General features: G+C 57.0%; 12 protein-coding genes. 4 read left to right on the top strand and 8 right to left on the bottom strand.

Annotated elements, in window-relative coordinates; all coding sequences use genetic code 11:
- Positions 1-26: 26 nt before the first annotated feature.
- The 3 genes from ABIL25_02440 to ABIL25_02430 all read right to left on the bottom strand — a co-directional run bounded on the left by ABIL25_02440 (position 27) and on the right by ABIL25_02430 (position 1,468).
- Positions 27-662, bottom strand: coding sequence for a deoxynucleoside kinase (locus ABIL25_02440; protein MEO0081136.1), 636 nt, complete (start codon positions 660-662; stop codon positions 27-29).
- Positions 662-1,138, bottom strand: a complete 477-nt coding sequence (gene folK, locus ABIL25_02435; GenBank protein MEO0081135.1) for a 2-amino-4-hydroxy-6-hydroxymethyldihydropteridine diphosphokinase — start codon at positions 1,136-1,138, stop codon at positions 662-664. The genes ABIL25_02440 and folK overlap by 1 nt, the downstream gene beginning before the upstream one ends.
- A 99-nt stretch (positions 1,139-1,237) precedes the next feature.
- Positions 1,238-1,468: a cold shock domain-containing protein gene (locus ABIL25_02430; protein MEO0081134.1), complete on the bottom strand. Its 231-nt coding sequence runs from the start codon at positions 1,466-1,468 to the stop codon at positions 1,238-1,240.
- Between the two features lie 206 nt (positions 1,469-1,674).
- On the opposite strand from ABIL25_02430, the gene ABIL25_02425 reads away from it, so the two are divergent.
- Both ABIL25_02425 and bamA read left to right on the top strand, forming a co-directional pair.
- On the top strand, positions 1,675-4,209 hold the full coding sequence (locus ABIL25_02425; protein MEO0081133.1) for an ATP-dependent Clp protease ATP-binding subunit: 2,535 nt from the start codon (positions 1,675-1,677) through the stop codon (positions 4,207-4,209).
- Entirely contained in the window at positions 4,206-6,488 is a 2,283-nt protein-coding gene (bamA, locus tag ABIL25_02420) for an outer membrane protein assembly factor BamA (GenBank protein ID MEO0081132.1), read from the top strand. Before ABIL25_02425 ends, bamA begins: the two co-directional genes overlap by 4 nt.
- A gap of 13 nt (positions 6,489-6,501) precedes the next feature.
- Here the strand turns inward: bamA and ABIL25_02415 are convergent, their stop codons facing one another.
- The 5 genes from ABIL25_02415 to ABIL25_02395 all read right to left on the bottom strand — a co-directional run bounded on the left by ABIL25_02415 (position 6,502) and on the right by ABIL25_02395 (position 11,735).
- Positions 6,502-7,101 (bottom strand): gamma-glutamyl-gamma-aminobutyrate hydrolase family protein, encoded by a 600-nt coding sequence (locus ABIL25_02415; protein MEO0081131.1) that lies wholly within the window; start codon positions 7,099-7,101, stop codon positions 6,502-6,504.
- A gap of 43 nt (positions 7,102-7,144) precedes the next feature.
- Entirely contained in the window at positions 7,145-7,915 is a 771-nt protein-coding gene (folE2, locus tag ABIL25_02410) for a GTP cyclohydrolase FolE2 (protein ID MEO0081130.1), read from the bottom strand.
- Positions 7,916-7,955: 40 nt separating this feature from the next.
- On the bottom strand, positions 7,956-8,888 hold the full coding sequence (locus tag ABIL25_02405) for a DMT family transporter (protein ID MEO0081129.1): 933 nt from the start codon (positions 8,886-8,888) through the stop codon (positions 7,956-7,958).
- Positions 8,889-9,139: 251 nt separating this feature from the next.
- Positions 9,140-9,343, bottom strand: coding sequence for a hypothetical protein (locus tag ABIL25_02400; protein ID MEO0081128.1), 204 nt, complete (start codon positions 9,341-9,343; stop codon positions 9,140-9,142).
- Positions 9,344-9,434: 91 nt separating this feature from the next.
- The gene (locus ABIL25_02395) at positions 9,435-11,735 is read right to left on the bottom strand and encodes a ComEC/Rec2 family competence protein (GenBank protein ID MEO0081127.1); all 2,301 of its coding nucleotides are present in this window, start codon (positions 11,733-11,735) and stop codon (positions 9,435-9,437) included.
- 85 nt (positions 11,736-11,820) lie between these two features.
- Between ABIL25_02395 and ABIL25_02390 the strand changes: the two genes are divergently transcribed.
- Complete coding sequence (locus ABIL25_02390) at positions 11,821-13,479, top strand: FlgD immunoglobulin-like domain containing protein (GenBank protein ID MEO0081126.1); 1,659 nt, start codon at positions 11,821-11,823, stop codon at positions 13,477-13,479.
- On the top strand, positions 13,473-14,780 hold the full coding sequence (locus tag ABIL25_02385) for a FlgD immunoglobulin-like domain containing protein (protein ID MEO0081125.1): 1,308 nt from the start codon (positions 13,473-13,475) through the stop codon (positions 14,778-14,780). Before ABIL25_02390 ends, ABIL25_02385 begins: the two co-directional genes overlap by 7 nt.
- The last annotated feature ends 2 nt before the right edge of the window (positions 14,781-14,782 follow it).

Genomic DNA, 14,782 nt, shown 5'->3' with positions numbered 1-14,782 from the left:
GCATCTGATGACTTCCTTCCGAATTCCTACCGATTTTTTCCGCGGGGAGAATAGAACTTGCGGCCCGATGTTGTTGTTTCAATCGCCCGGAACAGGTCGTCAAAGTCTTCGCGGCTCCGTACGAAGTCAAGCTGTTCGGTATTGACAATGAGGAGCGGTGCAGCGTCATAGTGCAGGAAATGGTGGTTATATGCGTCGGCCACTGCCTCGACATATTCAGGGTCAATGCCGGCTTCGTAAGGCCGGTTGCGCTGCCTTATTCGGCTCAGCAGGACTTCGGTCCGTGCCTGAAGATAGACAAGTACATCGGGTCGCACCGCTTCTTGGGCAAGGAGTTTATAGATACGCTCATAGAGCGCTAGCTCATGCTCGGACAAGGTCACGGTGGCGAATACAAAGTCTTTCTCAAATACGTAGTCGCTGACGAGTGTCCCGGCAAAAAGGTCTGGTTCTCTCAGACTCTGCTGCTGCCGGTGCCGTGATAGAAGGAAGAACATCTGGGTCTGGAACGCGTAGGCGCCCATGTCATCATAGAATCGGTCAAGAAAAGGATTTTCGTCAACTTCCTCCAGTACCAGCTTGGCCGAAAGTCGTTCTGCTAGCTTCTCGGCCAGGGCAGTTTTGCCCACACCAATTGGCCCCTCAACCGCAATGTATCTCACTAGTACTCCTGCTTTCTAACGCCGCTTGTGTCCAGGCCATCCAGCAGTTCGCGCATTGTCCGGCCTAGTCGTGGGTGAACAGCGTCCGGTGCGAGGTCGCACAATGGCACAAGAACAAATGCCCGTTCGTGCATTCTGGGATGCGGTACGCACAGCCCGGGTTTGTCAACAATCTGAGTACCGTATAGAAGAATGTCAATGTCGATAGTCCGAGGTCCACTCCGTTCAGCTTGCTTACGACCAAGTTCTTGCTCGACTGCAAGCAATTGGTCCAACAGCACCGTTGGTGGTGTCGTTGTATCCAGTCTGAGTACACCGTTCAGAAAAGAAGCTGCGTCCGGCATCCCGACCGGCTCGGTTTCGTACCAGAAGGAGCGGCGTACCGGACCCAAGTGAGAGATATGCGCCACAGCGAGCTCGAAGTTTCTGAGACGGTTCCCTACGTTGGCTCCAAGCCCGAGAAAGACCTGTGACATTGTCTAAAACTAGGAACGCCGCAGCCGGTTGTCAATCATCGCTAGGCCGACTTCTGTTCCGCTACCCAGTTGCTGCTACTAGTGGCCATCGGGGTTCATCTATCGTCCTGGCGATTCGGTAGCGGACGACTCCCGGCGCACCCGCAAAGCTCTTCGGCCATGCGGAGTCGAGCCGAGCTCAAACTTCACCATTTCGTCCGGCTCAAGCGGCCTGCCTTGGAGCAGCACGTCGCTTGAATGGACAAAGACGTCATCGCCACCGTCCGGCGCTTCGATGAATCCATACCCTTTCTTGGTGTCGAACCACTTCACTCTTCCTACAAACTCCATCGGCGTGCTCCCTTTGCGATTTCGAGCGGTCCGTACCTCTTATCCTCTTGACTGTCTGCCCGGTTTGCCCGGTTCGGGCTGGTAATGTTCATGAACCTAATGTAGAGAAACCACCAGCCATGTCAAGAATTCCTGCCGGCACCCTCAACGGTTCCGTCTGCGTCTAACTAAAGGAGAGAGTACCAGTCGGCTTGACACTCTGGTAAGTGGTATCTAAACTTTGGGCGATCATGCAAGAACGATTCACCGAAAGAGTTAGAAAGGTTATCTCTCTCGCCCGGGAAGAGGCGGTTAGACTTCATCATGATCACATTGGTACGGAGCACCTGCTGCTTGGCCTAGTTAAGGAAGGTGAGGGAGTAGCCGCGGTCGTGCTGACAAATCTGGGTATAAGCATGGAGGACCTGCGCCGTGCGGTCGAGAACGCGGTGTCGACCGGGTCTGAAACTCTGGTTCTGGGTGAAGTGCCGCTGAACCAGGAGGCTCGGTCGAGCCTTAACTACGCAGTAGACGAGGCGCGCCGGATGAACCATACTTACATCGGTACGGAACACCTTCTCCTCGGCCTGTTGCGCGAAGAACGCGGACTTGCCTGTCAGGTGCTTCAGTCGCTGGGGGTGGACATTGACCTGGTGCGCAGTGAAACCCTGAAGCTGCTCGGCGGTTCAAAGACCGGCCAGCCGCAGCGATCACGGTCCAAGACACCCGCACTCGACTACTTCTCCCGTGACCTGACTCAGCTCGCCAAGGAAGATAAGCTTGACCCAATTATTGGCCGAGAGGTTGAGATTGAACGGATCATCCAGATTCTCGCCCGCCGCAAGAAGAATAACCCGGTTCTTATCGGTGAGGCTGGTGTAGGCAAGACAGCAATCGTCGAGGGGCTGGCCCAGCGCATCGTGACTGGACGAGTACCGAGTGTTTTGAAGAATCGGCGTGTTCTTGCGCTGGATATGGCTGCGGTTGTTGCCGGAACCAAGTATCGAGGTCAGTTCGAAGAGCGACTTAAGTCTATCTTGAATGAACTGCAGCAGCATCGTGATTGTATTATCTTTATCGACGAGCTACATACCATCGTGGGCGCGGGCGCGGCCGAGGGTGCAATTGACGCATCCAACATTCTCAAGCCAGCTCTGGCCCGGGGGGAAATGCAGGCGATCGGCGCCACAACACTCGAGGAGTATCGAAAGTACGTTGAACGCCACTCGGCTCTCGAACGCCGCTTCCAGAAGATTCTCGTTGACCCGCCTAACGTCAGTCAGACAATTGATATCCTGAAAGGCCTGAAGGAAAAGTACGAACTGCACCATAATGTCGCCTACACCGATGAGGCGCTCGAGGCTGCAGCCTATCTGGCTGACCGCTACATTTCGGACCGTTTTCTCCCTGACAAGGCAATTGACGTTATGGACGAGGCCGGCTCGCGCGTCAAGCTCTTGCGGCCGGTCATCAATCCGGAGCTGGATGAGATTGAGCGTCGCATCGAGAAGTTGAGCGCGGCCAAGGAGGATGCGGTTAGACGTCAGGAATTCGAGAAGGCGGCCGAATTGCGGGACGAACAGAAGAAGTTGACAGAGTATCTCAAGCGCAAGCGACGCGAGTGGGAAAGGAAAGGCAGTTTCCCGGTCGTTACCGAGGAAGATATTGCCTATGTAGTTTCGTCCTGGACCCAGGTTCCGCTCGCCAAACTCGAAGAAAAAGAGTCCGCGCGCCTGCTCAGGATGGAAGAGGAGATTGGCAAGCGTGTTGTGGGTCAGGACCATGCTATTGCTGCCATCGCCAAAGCAATCCGGCGCTCACGGGCCGGAGTCAAGGACCCACGGCGGCCCATCGGGTCTTTTATCTTCCTTGGTCCGACCGGGGTGGGTAAGACTGAGCTCGCCCGGGTACTGGCCCTTTTCATGTTTGGCGACGAGGATGCGCTCCTGCGTTTCGACATGTCAGAGTACATGGAGAAGTTCAACGTCTCTCGCCTGGTCGGCGCGCCACCCGGGTACGTCGGATACGAAGAAGGCGGGCAGCTTACCGAGAAGGTGCGGCGCAAGCAGTATTCGGTAGTCCTGTTCGACGAAATCGAGAAGGCGCATCCGGATGTTTTCAACATTCTCCTGCAGATTCTTGATGATGGCCAGGTTACGGACTCTCTTGGTCGCAGAGTAAGTTTCAAGAACACGGTCGTGATAATGACTTCGAACATTGCTTCCACCGAAATCCGGGGCGTTGCGGGTTTCGGGTTCAAGGCCGAAGGAGCCCAGGCTAACTATGAGTCAATTCGGGACAAGGTGATGGCCGAGGTGAAGCGTTTCTTCCGACCCGAATTCCTGAACCGGGTGGATGAGGTCATCGTGTTCCGTCCCTTGGACAAAGACCAGATGGAAGCCATTGTTGATATTCAACTCGGCGAGTTGGCCGGACGGCTGCGGGAAAGGAAACTCCAGCTTGAACTTACTCCGGCGGCTAAGGAACTCCTAGTCCAGGAGGGGTTTGATCCACAGTTCGGTGCCCGACCGATAAAGCGCGCCCTGCGCCGACTCCTTGAGGATCCGCTTGCCGAGGAGCTGCTGCGCAACCGTTTCCGGGACCACTCGGTCATCAAGGTGGACCGGGACGGCGACCGGCTGGTGTTCGAGGAGACCAAGGTTGAGGCTAAGGGTCCAGTCAATAGCACCAAGGCTCCGACCGAGCCGGTTTCTGCTGATAAGGAAGATACCCCTACAGGGTCGGCACCGGCTTCCGAGTGAATCTTTTTCTCAGCTGCCTTTTGCTGGCTGGGGTGACAGCGGCCGGCACCAATGATGCACCGGTTCAACCTGAACCGAGGTCTGATGAGAAGGTTGTGGTGCTTGCTGTGTCGGCTTACACCCGTACCGCGGATTCCATGCTCGTTGTCCGAACTGCCGGTATTACACCTGGTGAAGCGTTCACGAACGCCGGTTTTAGAACCGAATTGGCCGATGCAATTCGTCGGCTGTACGGGCTCGGCATATTCTCTCAGGTCATTGCCGAGACCACTCGCATCGCCGACGGCGTTTCGATCCGGTTCGTAACAAGGGAATTTCCCAAGCTTGCCAGGGTTGAGTTCGAGGGGTATCGCCGGGTGCGGCTCCGCGACCTCGAGTCCAGGCTTAAGGTTCAGCCGGGCGAGATCCTGTCCGACCATAAGATTTTCGACTGGCAGCAGGAAATCCTGAAGCTGTACAAAGAACGCGGGTTCCTGTTGGTAAGGGTCGAACATGAGTTGTCCGAACCGGACTCAGCCAACCGTAGGATTCTCAGCTTCCAGATTGACGAGGGAGAGCCGGTTCGGATTCGCAACATCGAGATCATCGGCAACGAGTGTTTCACCGACCCCCAAATCGAAATCCATCTTGTGAACCGGCAGAAGACTTGGTACCGCAAGGCTCGGCTCAGAGAGGACGAGTTCGTGAAGGACCTTGACCGCATCGTTGACTTCTACAAGGAGCGCGGTTTTCTCGACTGCAAGGTTCTCGACTACCAGATGCGGTTCAACGAGGGTTGGGCCGAGATTTCCATCGTGGTCAAAGAAGGAAGCCGCTACTATTTTGGCTCGGTCGAGTTTGAAGGCGACTCAGTGATACCTGAAGACAGGCTCCGGCCGCTTGTCCGCTATCGTAGCGGCAAGGTTTACAACACTAAGCTCGCCCAGGCTACCCTAGCCGATATCTACGCTGCTTACTCTGAGGAAGGCTACATCTACGCCTCGGTTACTCCGACCGAGAAGATGCGGCATGACACGGTGGACATCACTTATAGCATCGTCGAGAACAAACCAGCCCTCGTCCGGCTTGTGGTGATTGAGGGTAATCAGCAGACACTGGATAAGGTCATCCGTCGTCGGGTTACGACGCTACCGGGTTATCGGTTCAAGCGCTCGGATGTAGTCCGTAGCCAGCGAGAGATATTCAACCTCGGCTTTTTTGAGGACGTCAGTCTTGACCACCGGGTTGCTGATACTCTGGGTTCGATTGACCTTATCTATCGGGTGAAGGAGAAGGGGTTCTTTGGCACGATTGGTGCCGGTATTACCTATTCTGGTCCGGAGGGTATCACTGGATACATTGAACTGCAGCAGCCCAACCTTTTCGGTCGGGGCCAGCAGGCAGCGGTGAAGCTGGAGAAGGGGGGAAAGAAGACCAATGTACAGACAAGTTTCACCGAGCCTTGGTTTCTTGACACACCGACCTCGGCTGGGTTCGATGTTGCCTACCTTACCCGCAACTATGCCTACTACGATAAGCAGGAAATCGGCGGTGGCGTGTCTTTTTCCAGGCCGTTGCCCCTCGATTATGCCCGGGCGTACCTCGGTCTGCGGGTCTCAGACGCGTATGTGCCACCTTCTTCGATTACTGCCGGCTACGACCCAGGTGAGAACAACCCTTATGACATCCGCAAGGATACGGTTCACAAGACTGCGTTCAGTCCAAGCCTGACGCTCCACCGCGACTCGCGCGATTACGTGTTCAATGCCGCGTCCGGCTCATCGGTTTCCTACTCACTGACTACGTCGGTTGGGGACATCAGGTTCCACCGCCACATCCTGGACGCGAGTCAGTACTTCCCGCTATTCTGGAAGTTCTCACTTATGGGGCGGACTAGACTTGGGTACATCACCGGGTTCACAGCTCGTGATACAGTACCGCTGTATGAACGCTTCTATGCAGGCGGCACCGGCCCGGACGGGGTTCGCGGCTATCCGGACCAAGGCATTAGCCCGCGTCAGGCCGGGTATTTGGTTGGTGGCAAGGCCTTGGCTTTGTTCTCACTTGAGTACAAGCTGAGGCTCTCGCCCCAGCTTTCGTTCCTGGCATTTGCCGACGCGGGCAACACCTGGAATTCACTGGAGCAGTTCAGTCTATCGGACCTCAAGCGCGGTGCCGGTGTCGGCGTGCGCCTGGAAATCCCGATGCTTGGACAGCTCGGTTTCGATTTCGGGTACGGGTTTGACCGTGAGGGTGGCGGCCGCTGGGAGCCGCACTTCCAAGTCGGTAGGACGTTCTAAGACTAATCAGGAATCAGGCTCGAAGGGATTCTACGACGAGTCTGACAAAGTTGCTCACTAGTGTCGTGCCCTGTTCGGCCGAGCGCTCCGGGTGGAACTGGACTCCAAACCATGGCCTTGTCCGGTGACGGATTGTTTCGACCGGACAGGAAGATGAAGTTGCCAACACCTCGAATCCAGCTGATTCAACCTCGTTCGGCAGTACGTACTCACAGTGACTCTCAAGCATGGGGAACCTATTTCCGAGCCCGGTAAAGATGGGGTGGGGTTTCGAAACCCGTATCGTCTCGATACGCTCGATGCGCTCGCCGCGGTACACTCTCGCACCTGCCAGTCTTGCCAGCAGCTGATGCCCGTAACAGATGCCGAGCACCGGGCGATCAAGACTGAGGACGAACGCGGTCAGTCTTTCAGGCGGGTCAGTTTCGGATAGCATCATCGGCGAGCCGGAGACGACTACGGCCTGGACTGGCGGCAGTCGATAGCCAGCCCGCACTGACCGATAGTCTACTGTCACGGCCACACGACCGGACGCATTGATCGCCCTTATGTAGTGTGGAACCCGATCCTTGTAGTTGTCCGGATAGCAGTCAACGAGCAGAACTTCGATCACGCTAAGCGCGCGTCGGTGGTCACTTCGACGAGCTGGAAACGACTCACTTTCTGTCGCTCCGTACAAAGGCGTACGCATCGTGGTGGTGGATTGACTCGAAACTCTCGACCGCGACTTCGAATCCGGCTATCTCTGGGCATGCGCCGAGCTTCAGCGCCACGTTCCGAACAACGTCCTCGACAAACGCCGGGTTTTCCAGCGCCCGGCTCGTTACGTGCCGTTCATCCTCCTGCTTCAGCAAGGAATACACCTCGCTTGAGCCGCAGTCCTCGACCAGTTCAATCAGGTCCTCAAGCCATAGGAATCCGCGGAGCTCGGCGATGACGGTGATTTCAGCCCGCTGGTTGTGTCCGCTCGTGCCGACCATTTCTTTGGAACACGGACACAGGGTTGCAACCGGAACTGCCGCGCCGATACGCAATCTGAACCGGTCAGCAAGGTCGGCCCGTAAGGTACAGCGGTAGTCCATCAATGCCTGGGCTCCTGACACCGGTGCCTTCTTCTCAATGAAGTAAGGAAACTCCATCTCAAGATGCGCGGACTCGGCACCAAGCCGCTGCTTGACCTCGCGCAGGATTGAGCCGAGCTTGTGGATGTCAATCTCGTCATGGTACTGGTTCAAGATTTCGACGAATCGGCCCATGTGTGTGCCGCGCGAGCTCTGAGGCAGCGAGACGTACATGTTGATTACCGCCACGGTATGCTGCTTACGTCGAGCTTTGTCTAGGAGCACAACCGGATAGCGCAGCCCCTTCACACCGACTCGGTCAATCGGGACCTGCCGGTGGTCCTCCTGGGCACGTACGTCATCCATACTCAAGGCTAGTTCCGTGCGTCTTCGTGTCAAGTTGAAATCACCCATTTGGCACCTTGACCTGTAGTCTGTGCCGGCTGACGATGGCTAGGTAGACGGCAGCGAGGATGATTGCACCGCCGGTGAGTTCGAACCAGGCCGGTGTTTCGCGGAGCAACAGCCACGCGAGTATCGTAGCGCCGACCGGTTCACCGAGAATGGCCATTCCAACCGCCGGAGCGTTCAGGTACCGGAGTGCCCAGTTGAAGGTGGTGTGCCCGATGAGCTGGGGCCCCAACCCCAGAAGCACGATCCACAAGTAGACAGTACCTGGGTAACCGGTGAACCGCTGCCTGGCTGCCAGAGTTCCTGCAAGCAGAAGAACCCCGGCCACGCTGTATAAAATATAGATGTAGGGAAGCAGGTCCATTTCCGGCCGGACCCTGCGACCGACCAAAAGATATCCGGCCGCGCACGCCGCGCCTCCCAGGGCGAGAAGATTCCCCCTTGTCACCAGGCCAGACCAAAGGCCGGGACCGGCGATTACCATCATACCCACCACGCCCAGGCCGACCGCAGTCGCAAGCCGGCCAGACACTCGTTCGTGCAGAATCAGTGGCGATGCGACTGCCACAAATATCGGGTCAGTTGCCACAAGTACGACCGAACTTGCAACTGTGGTGTGTCGGAGCGACTCCACCCAAAGGGCGAAGTGAGCAGCCAGCAGGAGTCCGGCCAGGACTACAAGGGACCACTTTTCCCGGCCAAGTTGGGACCGTAGCTTGGGAAACCGGATCCAAAAAAACGGAGCAAGCACGAGTGAAGCTACGAGCAACCGTCCGGCCGCGATTACAAGGCTCGGAGCCTCGGCTTTCTTGATGAGTATGGAGGCGGACGACAGAACGGCTACCCCAAATCCGAGTGCAAGACCGACTCGAAGCCGCCCGGGCGTACCCGCACTAGCCGGCACCAGAACTGCTACCCCTTCCTGCACCACCGCCTCCGCCTGAGAACCTGCCACCGTGTGATGACGAGGTTGAGAACGAACTCATCATGCTCGTGACGTTGGCAGCGGATGACTGGAATCCGGTAACTGCGCCGGCGAGCGATGCTAAATCGGCGTAGTGCTGTTTCTGGATGAAAAGAGGTCTCATCGGCGTCGACTCGCTTGCTGATGAATCCACCAAGAGCTGACGGAATGCTGTGCGCCACCTGCTAGCCTGCTGGTGTCCACTCTGCCTTGTGTCAAGGGCCGTTGTCCTTTGAGCCCTGCTTTGCCTGCTCCACCAATGTCCATCTAAGCGAGTTGTAGAAGCAGGAAGTCTTGTTCTGGACAATGCGCATGTCGCCGTTTGGTTTGAGTGCCAAGCCCGCGTTTCGATGTTTGGACACCGACAGTACTTCTGAGCAATAGCGTCGCACTAGCACCACAGGTGTCCGGTATTTCATACCGGAATACTAGGCCGGTCCGCCTACCGGTCAAGCACGCCTGGCGCAAATTCGGCTTCAATTGCATCATAGACCGATGGGAAACAGAGGGCTAGTTGCCAGTCGCATGCACAAGGTAATGGGTGGAAGGTCTGCCATCTCTGAACACGAGTTCCCACGCACCGCGCTGCCTTGTGTTCACATACCGCTCGCCCAACCAAGCAAGTCTTGTTTCAAGCTCGGCCGGCGTGGGATACCTGCCCATGACAACGACGTAGTCCGGTCGCACTTTGTCGTACAGCGACGGCGGATTCCCTTTGATGCTTCCGTGATGTGGAGACTTCAGTAGTGCAGCATGAATATCCTGGTCAGCAATCAGGTCTGGTTTCTCAAAGTCTCCGGTCAGCAGCATGCGGAATCCAGCGTGTTCATACCTGCACACAAGCGATACGTCGTTGCTCGGCAAGAGGTTGTCCCGGTAGAGGGTCTGAGCCTGCGGCTCGGGCCATATGAATTCCAAGTTGAAGCCCAGCCCGCGGACCTTCGTGCCTTTGCCGGCAACCACTAGCTCGGTACCGCGGGCCGCAAACCGTGCCAGCAGACGTTGATATTCCTCGCCGCCGGACAATGTGGGTACCACGAGACGGTGTATCCGACATCGGTCGTCAATATCCAATAGCCCGCCGTAGTGGTCATTGTCCGGATGCGTGACTACCGCGAGGTCAATTCGATGGATGCCGCGGTACCGTAGGTAATCACGTAGCACCCCTGTCTTGCTCACACCAGCATCAATGAGCACGAGCCGGCCGAGCGTGTCTTCGAGCATTAAACAGTCGCCTCTCACCGGCTCAAGGAATGTCGCCCTAGTCTGGGGATTGACGAAAGCCCCGCGCCACATAAGCAGGTTCAGACCTAATGCTATTCCGACTCGCAGCCCGGTTCTTGCCCAGTTCTGGCGCCAGTTCACTGCCAGGAGCATGAGGCCATATACCAAAGAGACAGCAAGCCAAGGGACCGGCCCTGGTTCGAGAATCGTCCATTGCTGGGTGCCAAAGAAGGAAACGAGCTTCAGAACCGCACTTAGCACCAAGTGAAGGGTCTCGGCGAAAAAACCGGCCAGCACATTGCTCAACGGGAAGAGCGTCAGCACAAGCATTCCGAGCGGGATGGCAACAGATACGGGGAGGATAATGACCGGACTGAACAGCGCGGACAGTAGTTGCACCCGGTGGAAATGCAAGAGCAAGAGCGGGCCGGTGCCCAGCGATGCAGCAAGACTTACGACAAACGGCCAGAATACCAGGTTGCGAATAAGTCCGGACTGGATTCGACTCGCCACTGGGTCAAACGCTGAGTGCGTAAGGACGATGCTTGCTGCGGCCGCAAAGGAAAGCTGGAATCCGATGTCGGACAGGCTCGAAGGGGCAAGAAGCAAGATGATAATGCCCGCCACCGCGAGACTTGAGAGCGGGTCAATCTTCCGCTGGGTCGGGAAGGACAGCAGCACCGCAAGGCTCATTATCCCGGCCCGCATTGCCGAGGCACGTGCGCCGGTCAGGAGTACGTACGCCGCGATAAGTACTGCGGTTAGACCGAACCTCCACCATCCGCGGATTCGTGCTACCGAGAGTAACAGCCAGATTGCATAGACCACGATCCCGACGTGAAGACCAGATACGGCCAGAACATGCATCGTACCAGAATCGGCAAACGCTGACCGGGTTGGCAGCGGTATTCCCTGGCGTTCGCCCAAGAGCAGTCCAACAAGCAGGCCAGCTTCCTGGTTGGGCAAGAGATGGCGTGCCGCGGTGAGGACATACCTGCGCATTGGCTCCACAAGACACCGTACCACCGGGCAACCCCGGCCGTGACTGAGTATGGTCACATTCCTGGCCTCAGCGGACAGCTCACCGACAATGCCTTTTGACCGCATGTAGCTGTCGAGGTCGAACACACCCGGATTGCGCGGATGGTCAAACTTCCGGGCCTGTCCGCGGACGAGGACAAGGTCGCCGTACCTTATCGGAGAGTGACCGTTGAGCCAGAGTACGACCTTGCAGGACACAGGATGTTCAATCTGTATTACTGCTCGGCTAACTGAATCATCGGGCGGTTCCTGGATAACCACCCCTCGGAAACTGTGACACTCGTACACTTTTGTGTCAGGCACGGGATTGCCACGAGAGGAGGAATAGGCAAACGTCGCACCGGCAAGGCAAGCATACAAAGACCATCCCCTTGTTGGCCAGGCTGCGGCCAGACCCAGTGCGACCAAAATTAGACCCCCCCACCATGGTACAAGTCCGAAACTTGATACTGCGATACCTGTGGCCGCCGAGACGAAAGCCCGCAGCGCGGCAAAGCGCATGCCCCAGACCCTGACTGCGCCAGTGGAGAAGGTCGGCGGTGGCACGAAGTGAGACTATGTGGACCGCCCCGCCCGGTCAAGTCCTCCTCATTGTGTTTTTTTTGTTGACATCGTGTGGAAGGGGTATAGAATGTCGCACATTTCGATGAGCACAGCTTTGGCCCTGTTGCTCGTGGCCCAGCTGAACTCGTTCGAGTTCAGTACCATTGATACGACCGTGCTCGCCGGCGATTCTATCGAGATAACGGTAGTCGCCAAGGACCCGTACGGCGGCATCTACCCGCTAAACGCAACGGCCATACTTTCGACCACCAAGGACGGTTTGTACACTTACGTGTATCCCAATTACGCTGAGTTCACGCAAGGCATCTGTCGCAAGAAGGTAATGGTGACGCTTGCCGACAGCCTTGCGCTCCGTTGCACAAAGATTGATTCTCTTGGTACGATAGTGGGGCAGAGCAACAAGTTCGAGGTGCTTACCGGCCCACCGGACAAGTTCCTGGTTGTCTTGGCCGGAGAGCAGTGGGCACCTGGCACACCGACCGGCCGGATGCCAACGCCGCCGAACTCTCAGGATGCTGGGGTGGCCTTCGACTTTGACGTTTACCTGACCGACCGCTGGCACAATGTTGTCCGGTTCCGAAGCGACAGCGTCTATTTCGATGCTACAGACAGTTTTGCCCAACTGCCGGCTGGTGGGAAGCTAATTGACGGCCGAGGGACTTTTCAGGCTACTCTGCGCCAGGCGGGTCAACACCGGATAACCGCCCTGCCTGGCGGCGGCTCGCCTGGCAAACCGGGCGCTTCGACCGAGTTTATCGTACGCCCAGGGGTATTCAGCCAATTGCTACTGCTCCTTCCGGGTGAAACACCCCTGCCTGGAGACCCGACGACAAACCCATGGGATACGCCAGGTAAGGCTGGCCAGCCCCTGACCCAGTACGCACGGACCGATTTCAAGACAACGGTCTATGCCTGCGACGCGTGCTGGAACCGAGTGAGTGCACCTGGTGATTCGGTTGAGCTTGGCTCCAGCTTTGCCTTTCAATACAGTCCAGAAAAGGCTGAGTTGGGGGATGGCGTGGAGTTCTCGACCCAGTTCATCATTGCGAAACCGAACCAGAACATCTGGGCCAGAACGATTGACGGTCGGTACACAACGTATCCGAGTTGGCTCGACATCCGGGCGCGTGTTGCGAGCATCGAAATTGTGGCGCCGGATACGGTACGCGCTGGCGACACCACTGACATACACGTGACGCTGAAGGACGCTAACCTCCTGCCGGTTACTTCCGCTCCGTGTCGCTTCGCAGTGGTAAGGGGCAGTGGTATGATGCTTGATACCGCGCTGCTTTCAGATACCCTGGGCAGGGTCAGAGCCCGGTTCCTCTGCACTGCGGACCACGGCGCTGAGCACGATACAATTAAGGTCAGCGCGGACATTGACGCATATAAAGGTATTTACGTTGACCGGCCTGATGCTTCTGAAATCGGCGCATTCCCCAACCCCTTCGGCTTCAACCTCGAATCGGCCACCATCTTTTACTTCCTACGAACTGCAGCCGAGACTTGGGTCACAATCTATGACCCCTTTGGCAATGAAGTCAGGTCATGGCATTTCCCAGGCGGCCAGCGGGGCGCCATGAGTGGCATCAACCGGCTCCAGTGGGACGGCAGGAATGCCCAGGGTCGCCGGGTGGCAAATGGCATCTATGTTGTCCAAGTTCTGAGCGAGGAGCACACCGGGACCACGTACCGGCGTGCACATCGCCTCGGAGTAGTATGGTAGCACGGTTCCTTCTTCTTGTGTCGCTTGCCAGTCTGGTGTTGTGGCTTTCTACGGCGAACGCTGAGGGTGGTCTTCCGGGTGCGATGCTGAACTACGCGCCGGCACCAAGGGCGCTGGCGCTTGGCAAAGCATTTACTGGTGTATCTGATGATGCTCAGGCAGTCTATTTCAACCCCGGCGGACTCTTCCAGCTCAACTCCCACGAAGTCATGCTGGCCCATTCTCAATTGTACGGCGCTCGCCTGGAGTACATTGCCTACGCGCTACCGACCAAGGAATGGGGCACTTTCGGTCTGAATCTCTTGAACTACGGGGCTGAAGGTCTTGAGTCGCGTACTCCGGACAATCAGCATTGGGACAACTACGTGTTCTTTGAGAACGCCTACATGATGTCGTACTGCTACAGCCCGGTCCGTTTCCTGGGCTTCGGCGCGACACTGAAGGTGGTGACGAAGAACATCGCTCAGTATTCAGATATCGGCATCGGCGCTGACCTCGGTGTATTGGTGACCCGGCCCGAACCATTGAGCTTCGGACTGTTTGCACAGAACCTCATCGCGCCGACCCTGCAGCTGCGCAACATGACGGAGAAGTTTCCGCGCAGTCTGAGGGCAGGTGCTGCGGTGCGGCTGCTCGACGGTCGGGCCACGGTTACAGCCGACGTTTCGACTCCGCTGCTTCTGGGCCGAGACTCTATCGGTAACCCGACTACACGTTTCACTCTAGGCCTGATACCGCGCGGCGGTGCTGAGTTTGCGCTGGTACCTGGTATCTTCTACCAACGGGTCGGAATGGACCCGAACGAGATCAGCCTCGGACTGGGCGTGCATAAGGCCTGGGGCAAGATGGCGATTGGTATTGACTACGCTTTCCTGCTCCACTATCAGTCTAACTATCGGCTAGCGCCAACGCACAAGGCTGGCGTGTTCTTGGACTTCTCCGGGTTCCGGGTCTGGATTGACGCCACGCCACCGGTATTCACGCCGACACTCGAACAGGAGCAGAACGTTCTGTGGATGGACGTGCGTCTGATGAGCCGCGCTCCGATCAAGCGCTGGCAGGTTCTGATAAAGAATGCGTTTGGCGAAATCGTCCGCACATTCAGCGGCTGGGAGAAACCGCCTCTTAGGATGAGCTGGGACGGTTTGGATGACGCTGGTCGTCTGGTTGCCGATGGCCGCTATCAGTACGAGATCGTCGTCGTTGACATCCACGACTCGCCGCTTGAGTTCTCCGGGTTCCTTACAGAGATCAAAACCAAGGGACCTCGCGGCAAGGTCGAAATCCGACCGGGCGAGTAGAG

The organism is candidate division WOR-3 bacterium (assembly GCA_039801365.1).
Taxonomy (GTDB): Bacteria; Hydrothermota; Tepidihabitantia; order Tepidihabitantales; family Tepidihabitantaceae; genus JBDRUN01.
Note: the sequence above shows the minus strand (reverse complement) of the source record. Positions and strands in the feature narration are given on the sequence as shown.